This window comes from Pseudoalteromonas sp. SG45-5, assembly GCF_014164085.1.
GTDB lineage: Bacteria > Pseudomonadota > Gammaproteobacteria > Enterobacterales > Alteromonadaceae > Pseudoalteromonas > Pseudoalteromonas aliena.
The window spans coordinates 1-18,479 of sequence record NZ_JACJEM010000051.1 but is presented as its reverse complement, the minus strand read 5'-3'; the positions used below and the strand labels follow the sequence as shown (position 1 = coordinate 18,479).

The window sequence follows — 18,479 nt, the reverse complement described above, 5'->3', positions numbered from 1 at the left end:
CTTAATCATTATTTTTAATTATAACGTTTTAATACTGACAAAAGTAAACAACACGACTACTTTTATAGTAATCATACGTTACACAATGAAAGGGATTACAGTGAACAAAATGGTGCCCAATATTCTAGTTGTTGACGACTCAAAGGCTATTTTGATTGTCATGGAGGCTATACTCAACGAACTAGGCATGTCAGAAACCATAACTACATGCCTAAGCGCGACAGAAGCTCTCAATAAAGTCAAAGCTGATATAAATTATTTTGACGTCATTTTTACTGATCTCAACATGCCTGAAATGGATGGTATGGTGCTGATGCGGCACTTAGGGGCATTAAATTACCACGGCGCTATTATTATTATTTCTGAAATGGCACATAAAGTAATTAACTTAGCTGCAAATCTTGCCAAGCAACATAATACTCACCTTATCGGAAATATAACCAAACCCATTCAACTATCTCAAGTGGGCACTTTATTAACAAAAGCCGCACAATTTCATTGCCACACTTTAATTAAAGAATCTGCAATTTCAAAAGAGGAGCTTATCAGCGCATTAAATAATGATGAAATAGTTCCTTTTTACCAACCTAAAGTGAATGCCTATAGTAATAAAATAGAAAGTGTCGAAGTGCTTGCCCGTATTGTTTCTAATAAGGACGGTCGTGTTATTTCACCAGATCGTTTTATTAATGTAGCTGAGCAACATAATTTAATTAACCAGATTTCATTTTCTCTTTTCGAAAAAGCCACCAGCGATTTTAACAGTATGAAAGTAGAACTTTGCCAAGGTTTTAAGCTCGCATTTAATTTATCATCCATTCAGCTTGATGACTTAGATTGCCCAAATAAGCTATTACTAATATTAGCAAATAATAAACTGACGCCCAGCGATATTATTATTGAAATAACTGAACAACATGCACTTTCCAGTCTTGCACAATTAGAAACTTTAAATAGATTAAGAATGCATGGCTTTGGTCTGTCCTTGGATGATTTTGGTGTGGGCTTTACAAATATGAATCAGCTTAAAAGCCTTCCTTTTACTGAAATAAAAATAGACCGCTCACTTATTAGCCACATAGATACCGACTTATTCTCTCAAGTGGTCGTTACTTCCTTAATTAATATAACAAGCGAAGAACATTTGGATTTAGTCGCTGAAGGTGTCGAGCGACCAGAAGAGCTCATTTATTTGAAACACCATAGGAAAAACTTAGCCGTTCAAGGTTTTTTATTCAGTCACCCTAAGCCCAAAAATGAATTTGTACGCTGGGCTAAAAACTGGATCAAAACAGCCAATAGTTTAATCAAAAAATAAATATCGGCTGAATAAATGACACCCCAAGGCTGCGCATACTTGGCATTTAACCTCGAAAGATAAACAGGCCTTAATGGTCTTTTTCGGGGGCTTTATCTGTTTCGCTTACTATATGCGCACTGTTAGCTAAGCGCTTACGCCATTGTTGCTTTGCTACTGCACGCATATTTGTAGATTGATCTCGCTCATCTACAATTTCTAAGCCCATAAGAGCCTCCATCAAATCCTCTAACGTTACAATACCTAGCACATCTCCGTATTCATCAACGACTAAACATATGTGGGTACGCTTGGTTAAAAGCGTTTGCAGTAATGACGACACATTATGAGAGCTGGGCACGGTATAAATAGGTTTAACTAATTTACTTATTTTGTAGTCAGTGCCTAATCGATGAAACGCCAGCATAATATCGTTTTTATGCACAAACCCAACAATATCGTCGCTATCTTTATCAAATACCAAAATTCGAGAAAATGACGACGAACCGTAATCGTTCAAGTATTGATTCACTGTCAAATCTTTATGAACTTTAAAAAGCACAGTTCGAGGTGTCATTAAGTCACATAATTTTGCATGCCTAAAATGCAGTAAATTACGAATTATTTCAGACTCATCTTCATGAAGCGCTCCTGACTCAGTACCTATATCTGCCATTGCTTCTATTTCTTGACGAATATAATACGCTTCATTATGTGCAGGTCTCATTAAATTAGTGAGTTTTTGTGCACACCATACAAATGGTTTAAGCAAAATAACTAAAAAGCGCAGCGCATAAGTCACACTTGGCGTTAATACCCGCCAGTAATTCGCACCTAAGGTTTTGGGAATGATTTCAGAAAGTACCAGCACTAATAAAGTCATAATAGCTGATGCTATACCGACAGCTGCATCTGAAAAGACCACTGCGGCTTGCGCGCCTACCCCAGCGGCACCGGCGGTATGCGCGACTGTATTTAAAGTTAAAATAGCCGCTAAAGGCTCATCTATATTACTTTTGAGCGTTTCAAGCTGCTTGGAAAACTCAGGATGTTCTTTTTTAAGTGATGCAACGTAGCTAGGCGAAATACTTAACAGCACCGCCTCCATCACAGAACATAAAAACGAAATAACTATCGCCACGACCATATAAACTATCAGTAAAGTCACTTTCTCTCCTTAATTTCAGGTATGTAAGCATAGTAACAATACATGTTATATTTAGCCAAATTACTAATAATAGGCTCAATAATGAAGTTTAGCGCATCTTGGTACACTCAAAATAAGCTATTTAAACACGCTGCCACCTTTTTAACATTCGCCAGCTTAAGCTTTGCAGCAATAGCTGCACCATTAGACAAGTCAAAAATTCAGTTTATCGGTCCATTGGCCGAAGACATGCAATTAAAGCCTTTTCAAACACCTCATGGCACCGCTATTATCAACAACCTATTACCACGATTAAAAGCAAGTTCAGAGAGTTTATCTATTTTCGGGAAAAAGCAGAGCTGGCAGCCATTTGATAAGATAAATGCGCTTACACTTGGTGGATTGCAAGCGCTAAAGTTCAATATTGAAACAACACGTTTCACACAAGGCACGCTCACCTTAAAAGGGATTCAGCAAGGCCAACTATTTATCAACGGTGAGCTACAAAAAGGCGATAAGAACAGCTATAAACTAGCTTTAAGCAACACAACTCACACAGTAATTATAGTCGCGCAACAAGTTGCTAATTGGCATGACGTGGCACTCGATTTTGCACCTAAAGCCGACATCGATAAAATCACGCTTAGCACTTCACAATTAAAACGTTTATCTGCAAAACAACTATTTGATGCCCCTATCATCAACCAATTATCATTAGCACCTAATGCTAAGCAATACGTCACCACAACAAGAACATATAACGATGTTACACAAAACCAAGCGAATACCGTTACTGTACTTAAAGATGCAGACGACCACACGCTATATCGATTTGAAGCAGGTCAACCAAGTAATATAATCTGGAGCCCTGATAATCAGTTTTTGGTGTATTTGCTCAACGGTGAATTAAAACAACTTAATCGTAAAAATTTATCAATAAAAACATTAGCTGCCGATTTAGAAGGTGCCAGTGGCTTTACCTTTTATAACGACAGTAGCCTTCTTTTTAGTTGGTCTAAATCCCCCGAAAGTACTGATAGCTTAACTAAGCATTATAAAGGTCTGCAAGACCGTTGGTCATATGCCCGCACCACTAGCCAAATTTACATATTTGATACCAAAAGTGGCTTAACAAAAGCGCTTAGCCAAGGCCCTCTTACCCATAACCTTGAAGATTTAAACAGCAGTCGCGGTAAAATACTAATGAGCCGCTCTGTGGTGGCAATGCAGGCATCAACTCATCCAGAAACTGAGCTGGTCGAGCTGGATTTAAAATCAAGTAAGCTTTTATCGCTAGGTAAGTTTAAAACTTTTGACTTAGCTAAGTACGCCAATAAAGACATTTATGTAGTGGCAGGCCCCGATTTCAAAAATGGTACAGGCAGAGCATTGCCAAAAACAATGCTTGCTAATAACTATGACGGTCAACTTTATCTACTAACCAATAATGGTGGAAACGTAAAAGCCCTCAGTAAACAATTTGACCCCGCTATTGGTCAACTTGAAGTTTTAGAAAATGGCGACGCACTTGTTAAAGTGACTGAGCGAGACACACAACCACTTTACCTATTCGATTTAAGTAAACAGCGCTTTAAAAAGCTAAGTACCGGATTAGATATTGTTGAGAAATTTAGTTATTCACACGACCGTAATACCGAAGTTCTATTAAGCGGCACTAATGCCTCAGCGCCACAGCAATTAAAACGCCTCAATATAAGTAAAAATAAAACACAGTTAGTGTGGGATTCACAGCCGAGTGCTTATGCAAATACGCGCATTCCTACATTAGAAGAGTTTAATTTTAAAAATAAAAACGGCGTTGAAATAACTGGCCGTGTTTATATTCCTAGCAACTTAGATAAAACTAAAAAGTATCCAGCTTTAGTTTATTACTATGGTGGTACTTCGCCTGTAACTCGTGGCTTTACCGGTCGTTACCCGTTTAACTTATGGGCAGAAAACGGCTACGTTGTTTATGTAGTGCAACCAACTGGAGCCACAGGGTTTGGACAGAAATTTTCGGCGCAACATGTTAACGCATGGGGCGACTACACTGCTGACGATATAATAACAGGCACTCGGGCCTTTTTGAAAAAGTACGACTTCGTTGATAATAAAAAAGTAGGTAACTTAGGGGCTTCGTACGGCGGCTTTATGACTATGCTACTAGCCACTAAAACCGACATATTTAGTGCCTCAATTGCCCATGCAGGTATTTCTAACCTCACTTCATATTGGGGCGAAGGTTGGTGGGGCTATTTATATTCAGGTGAAGCATCTAAAAATAGCTTCCCGTGGAATAACTCTGAACTTTATAGCCAACATAGCCCTGTATTTCATGCTGATAAAGTAACCACTCCTCTATTACTTCTTCATGGCGATAGCGATACCAATGTGCCCGTTGGCGAAAGCTTAACCATGTACACTGCGCTTAAGTTACTTAATAAAGACGTAGAGTTAATAGAATACAAAGGCGCTGACCACCAAATTTTTGCGCGCGATAAACGATTTAACTGGTGGGATACTATGCTCGCGTACTTTGATAAAAAGCTAAAAGACGAACCACAATGGTGGGATTCAATGTACTCAAATGACTAAAAGCATTTTGAAATAGTCGTTTAATATAGGTTTACTACCCAATCATTAACTACTTAGCACCTTTTAATTACTTTAAAGGTGCTAATATCACCCCTTATAACACCTTATATTTTTTTGAAATATTAAGTTACTTAAAACTAACAACCACCCCTTCTCAGCATTTACCTAATGGTGCTACCATACAGAACTATAAGCATTCAAAATAAAGTACTATGGCTATTAATGTTTTATTGGTTGAAGACGATGAACTACTCGTTAAACGCATCCAAAATCACTTTGCAGATACCGAGTTCACAATAGAAGTAGACTCAACTGGAGCTGATGCTCTTAGCGTTGTAAAGCAGCGAGTCAACCTGCGCAGTGCTATCTCATTAGCTATAATTGATATTGTCTTACCTAAGCGCGACGGACTACAGCTCGCAAAAGAATTAAACACCCTTACTGATATTGGCGTTATTGTATTATCGAGCAGAGATTCTCAAGCTGATCGTATTGCAGGTCTTGCCCAAGGTGCTGATGACTATATTTGCAAGCCGGTCGATTTACTTGAGTTAGAACTACGTGTACGTGCACTGCATAAGCGTATTGCAGTTAACCAACAACATGACGAGAGCGAAGAGTTTATAGAATATGCCGATTTTAAACTTCATCCCGATAATCGTACATTAATTACTGTTACTGGCGTTGAGTCGCGTTTAACCGAAGCCGAGCATAAAGTACTTATTTGCCTAATTAGTAATGCGGGTAAAGCGACGTCTCGTGAAAAAATATCAGAAGAAATAGGTCAACCCGATTGGAGCCCAAACGATCGTACTGTTGATGTACTTATTGGCCGTTTGCGTAAAAAGTTAAACGACGAAAAAGATCAAAAACGCATTGTTACCGTACGCGGTAAAGGTTACATGCTCTCCATCTAATACTTGGTTAATTGTGCAATGAGACGCTCAAATGCACGATAGTTAAGTGCTTCTTTAAGTTCATTTAAACTAATATTTTCAGCGCCTTTTAAATCACTAATGGTACGCGCCACTTTAATTACTCGGTGGTAAGAGCGTAGTGATAACGACAACTTCTCACTCGCTCTAGCTAAAAACTGTAATTCTGCAGACGCCAGATCACAATGCACACTCATTTCTTTATTGTTGAGCCTCGCGTTCACCTTACCTTGGCGTTTTAACTGCACATAATAGGCAGCCTCAACCCTTGCTCTAACTTGTGCACTACTTTCCTCCGGTTGAGTACTTTGTAGTTCAACACTCGTTAAACGAGGCAATTCAATTTGTAAATCTATACGATCAATAAAAGGCCCTGATACTCTTGATAAATAACGCATAACTTGATCGGGCGTAGCACGTTTATCAGTATGACTTCCTGTTGGGCTTGGGTTTAACGCTGTAATGAGCTGAAATTGCGCAGGAAACTCCATTTGCCTTGCAGCACGCGAAATAGTAACCGTACCGGTTTCCATTGGCTCACGCAGTGAATCAAGCACCTTACGTTCAAACTCTGGTAATTCGTCTAAGAAAAGCACTCCATTATGTGCCAATGAAATTTCACCCGGTTTAGGGTTTGATGAGCCACCAACCAAAGCAACCGCTGAGCACGTATGATGCGGGTTACGAAATGGCCGCTGTCGCCAATTAGTTAAATCTATAGATTGCCCAATAATAGAGTAAAGCGCAGCAGTCGAAATAGCTTCATCGTCCGACATAGTAGGCATTATAGTTGCCATTCGCTGGGCCAACATTGATTTACCAGTGCCTGGGGGGCCTAGAAAAAGTAAATTATGCCCGCCAGCTGCGGCGATTTCTAATACTCGCTTTGCGCCAGGCTGACCTTTCACATCGCTTAAATCGAGCAAAAAGTCAGGGGCTTGCGTGCAGTCGGGGTACTCTATATTCAATGGCAAAGGTTGTTGATTAAGTAAGTCCCCCCACACTTCTTGAATAGAACTGACGGCTTTGCGTTTAACGCCATTAACTAGGCTTGCTAGACTGTCATTTGCAAAGGGTAAAAAGCAGCAGCGATCTTGCTCTTTTGCAGCAAGTACCGAAGGTAAAATAGCATTCACACCACGTATCTCGCCATTAAGAGCAAGCTCCCCGTAAAACTCATACTTATGAATGTCAGGACACACTATTTGCCCTGAAGCGACTAAAATTCCCACCGCGATAGCCAGATCAAACCGCCCGCCATCTTTAGGTAAGTCGGCGGGCGCTAAATTTACAGTTATGCGTTGATCGGGAAACCCAAATTGCGAATTTTCGAGTGCACTACGCACTCTGTCTTTTGACTCTTTAACAGAGGCTTCGGGCAGGCCTACGATGTGAAAAGCGGGTAAACCATTTCCTAGGTGAACTTCTACAATAACTTCTGGAGCACTGATCCCCACCTGAGCACGAGAAAATATACGAGCTAACGACATTCCTTATCCTAGTGAATGGTGTGATTACACCAGTTTAGTCAGGATATTTAAAAACGTGTAATGTGATTTTCCATTTTATTGCAGCAAAACGAAGCAATAAGGTCATTAACATGCCTAATACCATCGCTACCTCAGTCACTAACGAAAAACCAATACAAAGCGTATAAACACTACCACCCGCGATACAGGTAATGGCATAAAGTTCGCCTTTTAATAGCATAGGAATTTCGCGCGCGAGTACATCTCGAATTAAACCACCAAAGCAGCCTGTAATTACACCCATAATCACCGCTGTCATGTCTGGCATACCAGCAAGTTGCGCTTTTTGAGCCCCCATTACCGCAAAAAAAGCTAAACCAAAAGCATCTGCTGTTTGCAAAATATAATGAGGTATTGGCTTTTGCTTATTTAGAAGACGTGTAGTGATAAATACTGAAGCCAGTATGGCAAAAAAATAGCTTTGATCGTGTAACCAAAAGACAGGAACATCTAAAATCAGATCACGCACTGTACCACCGCCAATTGCGGTAACAGTCGCTAAAACGACGACACCAAAGCCATCCATTTTTTTCTCGTACGCTAATAAAGTGCCCGACACAGCAAACACTGCTACGCCTATTAAGTCAAACCAGTGATAAAGTTCTGTCATGTGTATTATTACTTAAAATCTTTTAACCGTTTTAACATAAAACACTCTTTTTCAAAAATAAGTTATTTGTTGAATGTTACAGGCATGAGAAGGAAGTCATTAAAGAAAGGAGAGTATAACCTATTTAGCCAAACTTCAGACGCAAAAAATCACTCAATAAAGAGTGCGATTTTATTTTAATTTTTTAGATATTTAATTTCAGTGGTTGCGGGAGCCTGAGTTTGTAAAAGCGAACCGACGACCTTCGATTGCTTATTCAGAGTGTTTTGCGCAGTAACGGTGAGTTTAAACTATAAGAATTTATTAAACTGCAGACGCAAAAAATCACTCAATAAAGAGTACTATTTTGTTTTAACCTTTTAGATATTTAATTTCAGTGGTTGCGGGAGTCTGAGCTTGTAAAAAGCGAACCGACGACCTTCGATTGCTTATGTAGAGTGTTTCACGGTCGCGGTGAGTTTAATCATTATAAGAATTTATTAAACTCCAGACGCAAAAAATCACTCAATAAAGAGTGTTATTTTGTTTTAACTTTTTAGATATTTAATTTCAGTGGTTGCGGGAGCCGGATTTGAACCGACGACCTTCGGGTTATGAGCCCGACGAGCTACCAGACTGCTCCATCCCGCGCCTGAAATTTGTATGCTTGTTTAAAGTTGCCTACATTACAACTTGGCTTCCAATTAAAAATTTATTGCGAGAGCTGTGAAGGTGGAAAGTGAACCGACGACTTTTAAGCTACCTACTGCACTAAATCTTTATAAAAAATTGGTTGCGGGAGCCGGATTTGAACCGACGACCTTCGGGTTATGAGCCCGACGAGCTACCAGACTGCTCCATCCCGCGCCTGTATATTTTAAGTCTATCGACTACTTTATTTAACCTCTTAAGTTAGAGTTATTACAGTAACCAACGTTAAAAATTGGTTGCGGGAGCCGGATTTGAACCGACGACCTTCGGGTTATGAGCCCGACGAGCTACCAGACTGCTCCATCCCGCGCCTGTAATTTCTTTAAAACATTTTCGTGATATTTACGAGCCTGCCTTGAAGAGAGCGCTACTATATAGGAATAAACATATAATGCAAGGCCTAAACTACTTAATGTTGTTCAAGTGAACAAAAAGCAATCAAAACGCTATTCTGCGCTCAATCTTTGGTGTGGATTTATCATTTTTTGCCATTCCCAATCAGGATGCCCCATTACTATAAAGTCAGGGTTTTCAGTACTCTCGCGTTGGTTGTACGTTAACGGGTTAAATTCTGCATCGGTAATACAACCACCCGCCTCTTCAACAATAACTTGCGAAGCACCTGTATCCCACTCACCCGTTGGGCCAATTCTTAAAAAACAGTCAGCCTTACCTTCTGCAACGATACACGCTTTTAAAGAACAAGAACCAACAGCAATCGTTGTAAATTGACTATTTAAATACTGACTCACCGCTTCTATCTTTTGGCGGCGACTCACTGCAAGCGTTAAATTCTCTGGTGGCGCTACAGATATTTGCTTATCAACTGAGTTTTCACGTTTAAAGGCACCATTTTTAGCTGTAGCAAAATAAGTCACACCTTTTGCAGGCCAATGAATAACGCCAAGCACTGGGTGATTATTCTCAATCAGTGCAATATTTACTGCAAAATCACCACTTTCTAAAATAAACTCTCCGGTTCCATCCATCGGATCGAGCAACCAATAGCGCTGCCAGTCCTGTCTGTCGGCGAGTGCAGGTATAGGTGTTTCTTCCGACATAATTGGGATATCGGGCGCAAATGTTTTTAATCCAGCAACTAGAACATCGTTTGCTGCTAAATCAGCTTTAGTAACAGGCGTGTTATCTGACTTTTCTTGTTGACCAATATCGCCTTTTTTATAAATGGCCATAATTGCATCACCAGCACGCTCAGCTAATTCAATACAAGGTTCGATTAATTTATTCATCGGCAGCTCCAAACGCTAAATATTTATCTAATAATAGCAAAGCTGCAACACTGCGTGCTTCGGTAAAATCTTCTTGCTCTAATAATGACTGCCACTGAGTTAATGGCCACTTAACAACAACAAGTGGCTCTGGCTCATCGCCAATAAGGGTTTGCGGATATAATTGCTTGGCAAATAAAATATGCATAGTGGCATTAAAATAACTCGGCGCCATTGTGACTGTTCTTAATGGTTTAAAATACTCAGCACCAAAGCCAATTTCTTCTTTAAGTTCTCTATTAGCAGCTTGCTCTGGGGTTTCTCCTGGATCAATTAAGCCTTTAGGAAAACCTAACTGGTAGTCGTTTGTACCTGCGCAATATTCACGTACGAGTAGTAATTCATTGTCTGCATTTAACGGAACAATCATCACTGCTCCCCGGCCACCGCCGCGAATTCGCTCATACTGGCGCTCTTCGTTGTTAGAAAATTTGAGCTCTAAAGATTCCACAGTAAATAGTCGACTTTTAGCGACCACATTATTACTAAGGATTTGTGGTGGTGTTGGGTGCTTTTTATGTGTCATTGGCGTTAATTTGCTATCATGGCAGTTAGTTCAATAATAAACCTTATAAGTTGAAATTCCTATGTTAAATTGGTCAAAAATCGATACCGTTTTGCTCGACATGGATGGAACATTACTCGATTTACATTACGACAGTCATTTTTGGCTTAACGTTATTCCTACGCAGCACGCATTAGCGAGAGGCATTAGCCTAGATGCAGCTAAAGCTGATATTTTAAAACGCTATCAAGCTGTGAGTGGTCAAATACAGTGGTATTGTTTAGATTACTGGGAAGAGCAATTAAGCTTACCTATAATGGAGCTTAAACGAGAGTCTCAGCATTTAATTAAAATGCGCAAAGACGTGCCTCATTTTTTAACTGAGCTTAAAAAAGCAGGCAAAGAGTTAATTTTACTTACCAACGCCCACCCTGAGAGTGTCATGCTTAAATTTGAGCATACCGCAATTGATAACTATCTTGATGGCGTAGTCTCTACTCATGAATATGGAGTAAGTAAAGAGCAACAAAGTTTGTGGCACCAAGTACACAAAGACTTAGGGTTTAATAAGCAGCGCACTTTGTTTGTAGATGACAGTGTGCCGGTTTTAAATGCCGCACGAGAATACGGCATTGAGCACCTACTTGCAGTTGCTAACCCTGATAGCCAACAACCACATAACGAAATAGCCGATTACCTAAGTGTTACCGACTATCGTAAGATTATTTAACGCAGTTTACGTGGGTTAGATTTTTGGGTAACGCGCTTCTAGTCCTTGATATACTAACTTTGCAAAATCAGTATGTTCTGTATCAAGGCTTTTAACTACTTCGACTAAATGTTCGTTATCTTCTTGGCCATTCCATTCTTTAATATAGCTACCGTCTTTGTAACCGTGATCTTGGCGGAAGAAGTTTAACGTATTTTTACCTACGTAGCCTCGATATAAATCATCAACATCCATATCCATCTGCGCCATACAACCGGCAAATGCAGCGGCATTAAACGTTTTATCTGCAACAGCAGACGCCGCTAATATTTCTAGCGTTTGTTTAAAATCATCAGCTTGTTGGGCATTACTAAGCTCAGCTTCAAGTTGCTTTGCTAAGTCTTCGTAGCTAGTTTTGCCGTCAATTCTAAGCGACAAACCAAAATGAAAAATATCAACCAACTCTAAAATAACTTGCTCAGTATCTGGTGTTTGTTTTTTCCACCATTTCCAACCATGATGATCTAGCATTTCAGCACACTCAACCCAAATAGCGCGGTACCATTCAAATCCTTGAGTAAACCATTGCTCATGTACTTTAGTGTTCATGGCGTTTTGCATTTCTAGCATCACTACTAGCTTGTTTAAATTGGCAGACATATCAATTCCTGTCGTTTTGGTTGGCGTAATTTTCGTTGGTGTAATAATACAGATAAAATGCGGATTGTGCATTGGTGTATATTTTCATTGGTGTGCGGGTTTTTATCTTGAGGTAGTAAACTCATGCCATGAGTCAATTAAATCAATAAAATCTTCAAAGCCACAACCACTACTTAAACCATTTTCTTCAAGCGCTAAATCGTCATCTTGATACGCTATTAGGTCTTCGCTGTCTTGATGAAGCGCATGGGCTTCAAATAATGCTTCGTCTTTGGTTAATATTAAATCTATTTCTTGGCCTTTTAGCGTTAGCGGCTCATAACTTGAGCTTACCGATGCAATAAGCGCTTGCACCATAGCTACTTTATCTTTGCCTATTTCTTCGTTTAGCCAGCGACCAATAATGGCGTGTTCGCTGCTTATTTTAATGCGTAGCCCGCTAATAGGGTCGCGAATAAATTGATATTCCATAGGGTTTGCCTGTAAATCTTTAATTGCGTAATTATATACGTAAACGCCCGTAAACCACAGGACATATAAAGTAAAATAGCGCCACATGGGCGCTATTTTACTCAACTCTAAAACCGTTAACTTCGCGATCTATAACGCGCTGCGTCAATAATCGACCATAAGTAAATAATAGGCACCAGTACAAAACCTACAAGTACATAAATTAGTGCGTAACTTATTAAAATAGCAAGTGCAAAAAATATAGCTGCTAAAATACGTCCCTGCACTAACTGCCCTAAACCAGGAAAAAATATATTACATAATGCTGCGATTACGTTACCGCCAGAACCTTGATCTGCCATACTAACCTCTGTATTTATTTGATTTTATAATTATTTACTTACACACTTTATGCCAATTCATTAAAGCTTACAAATCAAATAGTTAAATTTCCCTAGATTTAGAGAGTTAGTAAATTTTGCTAACTTTAGGTCAAATTAGCAATTTTTGTTATGTGTTTGCACTTTTTTATTCGCTCAATTAATTAGCAAGTTACTCGTTTTGAACACTATTTTATAAATAGCTGTTTATAAAAACAGTATTTTATTTAGCCTAACAAAAACACCTGTTATACTGCCCACAATATTGATTAAAAAGGCGTAACGATGGACGTTTCACAATTACTCGATGGCTTAAATGACAAACAACGCGATGCCGTTGCAGCCCCACTACAAAACATGCTGGTATTAGCAGGTGCTGGGTCTGGTAAAACACGAGTGTTAGTTCATCGTATTGCGTGGCTTATGCAAGTTGAGCAAGCCTCCGCTTACAGTATTTTTGCAGTTACCTTTACTAATAAAGCGGCTAAAGAAATGCGCAGCCGCGTTGAAGAAACACTAAAAGCCCCTGTAGGTGGTATGTGGATTGGTACGTTCCATGGTTTGTCTCATCGTATTTTACGTGCTCATCACCGTGAAGCTAATTTACCTGAAGCCTTTCAAATTTTAGACTCTGACGATCAACTTCGGATGATCAAGCGCTTATTAAAATCAATGAATATTGATGACAAAAAATGGCCCGCCAAACAATTTGGCTGGTACATCAGCGCTAAAAAAGATGAAGCACTTCGCCCTAAAGATATTCAAGCATACGATATTAACGAGCAAATGATGCTGCGTGTTTACGCCGCCTATCAAGAGGCCTGTGATAGAGCAGGCCTAGTAGATTTTGCCGAAATATTACTACGCAGCTACGAAGTGTTAAAAAATAACCCTACGTTACTGCGTCATTACCAGCAACGCTTTGCACATATGCTCGTAGACGAGTTCCAAGATACAAATACTATTCAATATGCTTGGTTAAAGTTACTTGCAGGCGATACAAGCAGTATCATGATTGTAGGCGACGATGACCAAAGTATTTACGGTTGGCGCGGTGCTAAAATCGAAAATATTAAACGATTTTTAACTGACTTCAGCGCAGAAACTATTCGCCTTGAACAAAACTACCGTTCAACCGCGACTATTTTGAAAGCGTCTAACGCATTAATTCAAAATAACTCAGAACGTATGGGTAAAAGCTTGTGGACCGACGGTAACGATGGCGAGCCAATCTCTATTTATGCAGCATTTAATGAGTTAGACGAAGCACGCTTTGTAAGTAGCAAACTACGAAGCTGGTTAAATGCAGGGAATGCTCTGCAAGATGCCGCAATTTTATACCGTAGTAACGCGCAATCACGCGTACTCGAAGAAGCTATGCTTCAGGAAGGCTTAAAATACCGTATTTATGGGGGCATGCGATTCTTTGAGCGCCAAGAAATTAAAGATGCGCTGTCGTACTTACGCCTAGTAGGTAATCGTCAAGACGATGCCGCATTTGAGCGCGTAATTAATACGCCAGCACGCGGTATTGGCGACAAAACATTGAGCCATATACGCGACTGTGCACGAGCAGAATCGTTACCGCTTTGGTATGCCGCTAAAGCAATTGTAGAACAACAGCATTTATCTGGCCGTGCTTCTGGTGCAGTAAGTAAATTTGTAGAGCTCGTTGAACAAATAGAAGATAAAATTAGCGATCTAACTTTACATGAGCAAGCTAAGTACACAATTCAAACCTCAGGCTTGATGGCAATGTACCAAGCAGAAAAAGGTGAAAAAGGCCGTGCTCGCGTAGAAAACTTAGAAGAGCTAATTAGTGCGTGTGATCAGTATGAACTTCCTGAAGACGAAGAATATAGCTCACCTTTACAAGGCTTTTTAGCACATACATCACTTGAGTCAGGTGAAGGGCAAGCAGAAGAGCACGAAGACGCTGTACAAATGATGACGCTTCACTCAGCTAAAGGTTTAGAATTTCCACTCGTGTTTATGGTGGGCGTAGAAGAAGGCATGTTTCCTTCTCAACAAAGTAACGAAGAGTCGGGTCGTTTAGAAGAAGAGCGCCGCCTTTGTTATGTAGGTATGACTCGTGCAATGGATAAGTTATATATTAGCCATGCTGAGAGTCGCCGTTTATACGGGCAAGAAAAATACCATAGCCCATCACGCTTTTTACGCGAAATACCTGAAGACTGCGTAGAAGAAATCCGTATTAAAACACAGGTTTCTCGCCCGCCTGCTGCGGGGCGCTTTAGCGCATCAGTTAGCCATGCCGCATTTGAAGACAGTGGCTTTAACTTAGGGCAACGAGTTTTGCATGCTAAGTTTGGTGTTGGTACCGTACTTAATTACGAAGGCAGTGGCGCGCAATCTCGCGTACAAGTTAACTTTGACGACCTTGGCAGTAAATGGTTAGTAACGGCCTATGCACGATTACAAGCTGTATAAAGCTCATCTAAGTGAGTTAGAACAACAACTAGCTGGCGCGTATCATCGTCAGCTAGTGTTGATTGCGGGCAGCCCTGCTTGGTGTTATGAATTACTTAACTCATTAATAGATGAAAACAATACACTTGTTGTATCCAAGCAGTGCGCGATTAAAAATTCGTACTGGCCTACTCGCACACACCAAATTTTAGGGCAAGAATTTGCTCATGCTGTTTACGATGGTTTTAGTGGTTTGCACCCTGATAAACTTGCAGCACTTGCCGGCACCGTTAAAGCAGGCGGTATACTGTTTTTATTACTGCCCGAATTAAATAACTTAGCTACTTGGCAAGACCCAGCTCTAAGCACAGTGCAATCACATGGTCACACCATTGACTACAGTTTATTTAATCAACGTTTCGCGACTATTATCAAACAACTACCCGCTTTTCATTTTAGTGAAAAAAATGGCTGTATTAGTAATCTCGTCAGCTCTGTTACGCATAATAAAATTGATTATGTACCACAGCAAAACTGCGTTGAACAAATAGTAAAAATAGCTAATGGTCGTGCCAACAGGCCTTTACTCATTAATGCTGATAGAGGTAGAGGTAAGTCGGCAGCACTTGGCTTAGCAGCCGCAAAATTAGCTGATAAAAAAGTAATTATTTGCAGCACTCAGTTTAAAGCGACCCATAGTAGCTTTAAACATTTAGCCAACGAGTTAGACCTGCAATACAACGCTGAACATAAACAGCTCGCCAACTTGCACTACGTTGCACCTGACGCGTTATTAAATGCATTACCTGAGTGCGATTTATTACTCATTGATGAAGCTGCCGCGATCCCTGTACCGTTATTGCTAAAAATGCTAGCTCATTACCCTCGTATAGTCTTTGCAAGTACACTGGTTGGGTATGAGGGCAATGGTAGGGGTTATACCATTCGCTTTAGTAACTATATAAAAGCGCACTATAAAGCCTCTAAAGTTGTAACGCTTGATGAGCCACTGCGTTTTGCTAAACACGATCCCCTCGAGAAGCACATTCGCACCTTGCTTGCACTCGATGCACAATATATAGAGTTAAGTAGTGATGAATTAGAACAGCCAGTTCATAGTGAAATAACACAGCAGTCCCTTGGTAATAATGAGCCGTTACTGCAGCAAGTTGTTGCCCTACTTGCACTGGCTCACTATCAAAGTAGTGTCAACGACTTACGCCAACTACTAGACGCGCCATCGCAACGGCTATTTATTAGCAAAATTAATAATCAACTAGCTGGTGTATGTTTAATCGCTATAGAAGGTGGTTTGAATGAAGAACTTGCCATACAAGTTATAAGTGGAGAGCGTCGCCCACAGGGACATTTAATGGCGCAAGCACTCTCACAACTTAGCTTTAATAATGACTGTTTAACACAACTGAGCGCTCGCGTTGTTCGAATAACGATTGATCCGAGTTCCCACAATATAGGACTTGGTAAAAAGCTACTTAGTTATTGCGAGTCGCAGGTAAAAAGCCAATGTAGTTGGCTTGGTGCAAGCTTTGGCGCAACAGCGCAGTTACTTAATTTTTGGCAAAACCGAGGGTTTGATATTGTAAAACTGGGATATCAACGCGATAAAAGCACCGCTGAACATTCGGCGCTTGTGGTTAAATGCTTAAGTGACAAAAGTACAATTATTCAACCTCTAAAAAAGCAGTTTAAAAACGATTTTTTTTATGGCCTTTTAACGCACTTTAAAACACTAGATTGGCAACTCGTGAATATTCTAATTGAAGGATTTAGCGACGAGTTAATAAGCCTAGAGACTCACGAGCGATTAGCGCTCCTCACTAAAAGTAACTTCACTCAATTTAGTATCTCTGCAACTCTTTGGCAGTTACTGAGCCAGTCACCTTCTTATATATCTCAATTAACTGGGCCTGATAAACAACTTTTAATAAAGTTAGTACTTCAAAATGAAAATAATGAAAAAGTGATTCAACACTTAGGTTTATTAGGAAAAAAGCAGCTCGAAAATCAATTTAGACGTGCCGCAAAAAACTTCACTAGTGCCTTAAAATAACCCCTAGTCACCTTATCTCTATTAAATCTTATCCATCCTAAAGCTATTTATACAATTTGTTCTATCCTTAAAGTATTAATAGGTAAATTAAGACAAAGGCATGGAATTAATAAACTTTAAAGTGGGCTGTAAAACAATTTCACTTAAAATACTCGATATTTTATTAACAGAGCGCTTTGACAATAACCTAACAACTTTACCAAACAATAATAAAAGCTTTATTGGTGTTAAAGATTATATGGATATACCCACCCCTGTGTTTGACCTAGGTATTATTTTGAATGATATCTCAACTGAACAAAGTAATGCACAAACACTAAAGCAGCTAAGAGCATGGCAAGAAAAACAAATAAACTGGTTTAACACGCTTGAATGCAACCTATTAAACAGCTCGATTTCATTTTCAAAAAATGATACAGAACTGCAAGATTTTGTTCTATTTTACAAAGAATTTAACACCGACAATGAAGACTTAAAATTAACCATGTCTCGATTTGATGAACCTTTTCAAACACTGTTGGAGATAGTAAAAGAAGCCATAACAGCCCATAGCAAAAAAAATCATCAACAAGTAGCGGCCCTGCTTGAAAAAATTAAACGTAATAGCCTCATTCAGCTCGAGCGCTTGTTTGAGTCAGCCAAAGAACAGATAACCCTAGACTATAAACCCATAATTATTTTTACCACTAAGGACGGTTTAAACCCGCATGTTGGATTATTAGTAGATAAGGTCGAAGATAATATTGACTATAAAAAAGAAGATATAAAGCCACTAGATAAGCTTACTGAAATTGGTTTTGATATAGATCCACAAACTAAAAATATGATGCGTGGGCTAATCAAACTCGCCGAAAAACACAGTGTATTAATTGATCCAAGCGTAATATTTAAACCTGCTCAATTAGAAGAGCACGCAAGCGAAAAAACTGAAGCCTACGGACTATTTTAAAAACCTTTAAACTTAGTTCTATAATTTAAATGCTAAAGTAGGGCACTTATTGACCGTGTTGGGTAGACCGTAATTGAACAGAGTTAGCGTCCTGAGTCCAAATTCACTTTTCTGCAGACGTAAAAAAGCCCGAATCGTTAGATTCGGGCTCTCTACAATTTGAAGCCTGGTAATGTCCTACTTTCACATAGCAAATGCTACACTATCATCGGCGCTGTTTCGTTTCACTA

15 protein-coding genes and 3 tRNA genes are annotated in these 18,479 nt (G+C 39.6%); 7 read left to right on the top strand and 11 right to left on the bottom strand.

The window, feature by feature from the left end:
• The first annotated feature begins 100 nt into the window (after positions 1 to 100).
• Positions 101 to 1,318 carry an EAL domain-containing protein gene (locus H5119_RS15670; RefSeq protein ID WP_182702893.1) on the top strand — a complete coding sequence of 406 codons (1,218 nt, stop codon included), beginning with the start codon at positions 101 to 103 and terminating at the stop codon, positions 1,316 to 1,318.
• 70 nt (positions 1,319 to 1,388) lie between these two features.
• On the opposite strand, the gene H5119_RS15665 is transcribed toward H5119_RS15670, so the two are convergent.
• Positions 1,389 to 2,465 carry a hemolysin family protein gene (locus H5119_RS15665; protein ID WP_182702892.1) on the bottom strand — a complete coding sequence of 359 codons (1,077 nt, stop codon included), beginning with the start codon at positions 2,463 to 2,465 and terminating at the stop codon, positions 1,389 to 1,391.
• 81 nt (positions 2,466 to 2,546) lie between these two features.
• Between H5119_RS15665 and H5119_RS15660 the strand changes: the two genes are divergently transcribed.
• Complete coding sequence (locus H5119_RS15660) at positions 2,547 to 5,042, top strand: S9 family peptidase (protein ID WP_182702891.1); 2,496 nt, start codon at positions 2,547 to 2,549, stop codon at positions 5,040 to 5,042.
• Between the two features lie 212 nt (positions 5,043 to 5,254).
• A complete protein-coding gene (locus tag H5119_RS15655) occupies positions 5,255 to 5,959 on the top strand; it encodes a response regulator transcription factor (protein WP_138585669.1) in 705 nt (234 codons plus the stop codon).
• Here the strand turns inward: H5119_RS15655 and H5119_RS15650 are convergent.
• From H5119_RS15650 to nudE, 7 genes are all read right to left on the bottom strand, one after another.
• Complete coding sequence (locus H5119_RS15650) at positions 5,956 to 7,467, bottom strand: YifB family Mg chelatase-like AAA ATPase (RefSeq protein WP_182702890.1); 1,512 nt, start codon at positions 7,465 to 7,467, stop codon at positions 5,956 to 5,958. The two genes, H5119_RS15655 and H5119_RS15650, sit on opposite strands and share 4 nt — an antisense overlap.
• Before the next feature lie 34 nt (positions 7,468 to 7,501).
• Positions 7,502 to 8,116: a trimeric intracellular cation channel family protein gene (locus H5119_RS15645; RefSeq protein WP_077536667.1), complete on the bottom strand. Its 615-nt coding sequence runs from the start codon at positions 8,114 to 8,116 to the stop codon at positions 7,502 to 7,504.
• A gap of 553 nt (positions 8,117 to 8,669) precedes the next feature.
• A tRNA-Met gene (locus tag H5119_RS15640) sits at positions 8,670 to 8,746 on the bottom strand.
• 139 nt (positions 8,747 to 8,885) lie between these two features.
• A tRNA-Met gene (locus H5119_RS15635) sits at positions 8,886 to 8,962 on the bottom strand.
• Positions 8,963 to 9,039: 77 nt separating this feature from the next.
• Positions 9,040 to 9,116, bottom strand: a tRNA-Met gene (locus tag H5119_RS15630).
• Positions 9,117 to 9,252: 136 nt separating this feature from the next.
• Complete coding sequence (gene cysQ, locus H5119_RS15625) at positions 9,253 to 10,056, bottom strand: 3'(2'),5'-bisphosphate nucleotidase CysQ (RefSeq protein ID WP_182702889.1); 804 nt, start codon at positions 10,054 to 10,056, stop codon at positions 9,253 to 9,255.
• A complete protein-coding gene (gene nudE, locus H5119_RS15620) occupies positions 10,049 to 10,621 on the bottom strand; it encodes an ADP compounds hydrolase NudE (protein WP_182702888.1) in 573 nt (190 codons plus the stop codon). Before nudE ends, cysQ begins: the two co-directional genes overlap by 8 nt.
• 61 nt (positions 10,622 to 10,682) lie before the next feature.
• Here nudE and yrfG point away from each other — a divergent pair, with 61 nt between their 5' ends.
• Complete coding sequence (yrfG, locus tag H5119_RS15615) at positions 10,683 to 11,330, top strand: GMP/IMP nucleotidase (protein ID WP_182702887.1); 648 nt, start codon at positions 10,683 to 10,685, stop codon at positions 11,328 to 11,330.
• 15 nt (positions 11,331 to 11,345) lie between these two features.
• Here yrfG and H5119_RS15610 read toward each other — a convergent pair whose 3' ends face one another.
• The 3 genes from H5119_RS15610 to H5119_RS15600 form a co-directional block, all read right to left on the bottom strand.
• A complete protein-coding gene (locus H5119_RS15610) occupies positions 11,346 to 11,969 on the bottom strand; it encodes a dUTP diphosphatase (protein ID WP_182702886.1) in 624 nt (207 codons plus the stop codon).
• Between the two features lie 102 nt (positions 11,970 to 12,071).
• Entirely contained in the window at positions 12,072 to 12,440 is a 369-nt protein-coding gene (locus H5119_RS15605) for a YacL family protein (RefSeq protein WP_024592461.1), read from the bottom strand.
• A gap of 116 nt (positions 12,441 to 12,556) precedes the next feature.
• Complete coding sequence (locus H5119_RS15600) at positions 12,557 to 12,781, bottom strand: hypothetical protein (RefSeq protein WP_182702885.1); 225 nt, start codon at positions 12,779 to 12,781, stop codon at positions 12,557 to 12,559.
• Positions 12,782 to 13,084: 303 nt separating this feature from the next.
• On the opposite strand from H5119_RS15600, the gene uvrD reads away from it, so the two are divergent.
• The 3 genes from uvrD (at position 13,085) to H5119_RS15585 (ending at position 18,249) form a co-directional block, all read left to right on the top strand.
• Complete coding sequence (uvrD, locus tag H5119_RS15595) at positions 13,085 to 15,250, top strand: DNA helicase II (protein ID WP_024596422.1); 2,166 nt, start codon at positions 13,085 to 13,087, stop codon at positions 15,248 to 15,250.
• On the top strand, positions 15,228 to 17,300 hold the full coding sequence (locus H5119_RS15590; RefSeq protein ID WP_182702884.1) for a GNAT family N-acetyltransferase: 2,073 nt from the start codon (positions 15,228 to 15,230) through the stop codon (positions 17,298 to 17,300). Before uvrD ends, H5119_RS15590 begins: the two co-directional genes overlap by 23 nt.
• A gap of 100 nt (positions 17,301 to 17,400) precedes the next feature.
• A complete protein-coding gene (locus tag H5119_RS15585; RefSeq protein WP_077536660.1) occupies positions 17,401 to 18,249 on the top strand; it encodes a chemotaxis protein in 849 nt (282 codons plus the stop codon).
• Positions 18,250 to 18,479: the final 230 nt, after the last annotated feature.

Coding starts and splice junctions, on each gene's coding strand:
- H5119_RS15660 (WP_182702891.1), top strand. CDS start 2,547: ATGAAGTTTAGCGCATCTTGGTACACTCAAAATAAGCTATTTAAACAC.
- H5119_RS15655 (WP_138585669.1), top strand. CDS start 5,255: ATGGCTATTAATGTTTTATTGGTTGAAGACGATGAACTACTCGTTAAA.
- H5119_RS15650 (WP_182702890.1), bottom strand. CDS start 7,467: ATGTCGTTAGCTCGTATATTTTCTCGTGCTCAGGTGGGGATCAGTGCT.
- H5119_RS15645 (WP_077536667.1), bottom strand. CDS start 8,116: ATGACAGAACTTTATCACTGGTTTGACTTAATAGGCGTAGCAGTGTTT.
- cysQ (WP_182702889.1), bottom strand. CDS start 10,056: ATGAATAAATTAATCGAACCTTGTATTGAATTAGCTGAGCGTGCTGGT.
- nudE (WP_182702888.1), bottom strand. CDS start 10,621: ATGACACATAAAAAGCACCCAACACCACCACAAATCCTTAGTAATAAT.
- yrfG (WP_182702887.1), top strand. CDS start 10,683: ATGTTAAATTGGTCAAAAATCGATACCGTTTTGCTCGACATGGATGGA.
- H5119_RS15610 (WP_182702886.1), bottom strand. CDS start 11,969: ATGTCTGCCAATTTAAACAAGCTAGTAGTGATGCTAGAAATGCAAAAC.
- H5119_RS15605 (WP_024592461.1), bottom strand. CDS start 12,440: ATGGAATATCAATTTATTCGCGACCCTATTAGCGGGCTACGCATTAAA.
- H5119_RS15600 (WP_182702885.1), bottom strand. CDS start 12,781: ATGGCAGATCAAGGTTCTGGCGGTAACGTAATCGCAGCATTATGTAAT.
- uvrD (WP_024596422.1), top strand. CDS start 13,085: ATGGACGTTTCACAATTACTCGATGGCTTAAATGACAAACAACGCGAT.
- H5119_RS15590 (WP_182702884.1), top strand. CDS start 15,228: ATGCACGATTACAAGCTGTATAAAGCTCATCTAAGTGAGTTAGAACAA.
- H5119_RS15585 (WP_077536660.1), top strand. CDS start 17,401: ATGGAATTAATAAACTTTAAAGTGGGCTGTAAAACAATTTCACTTAAA.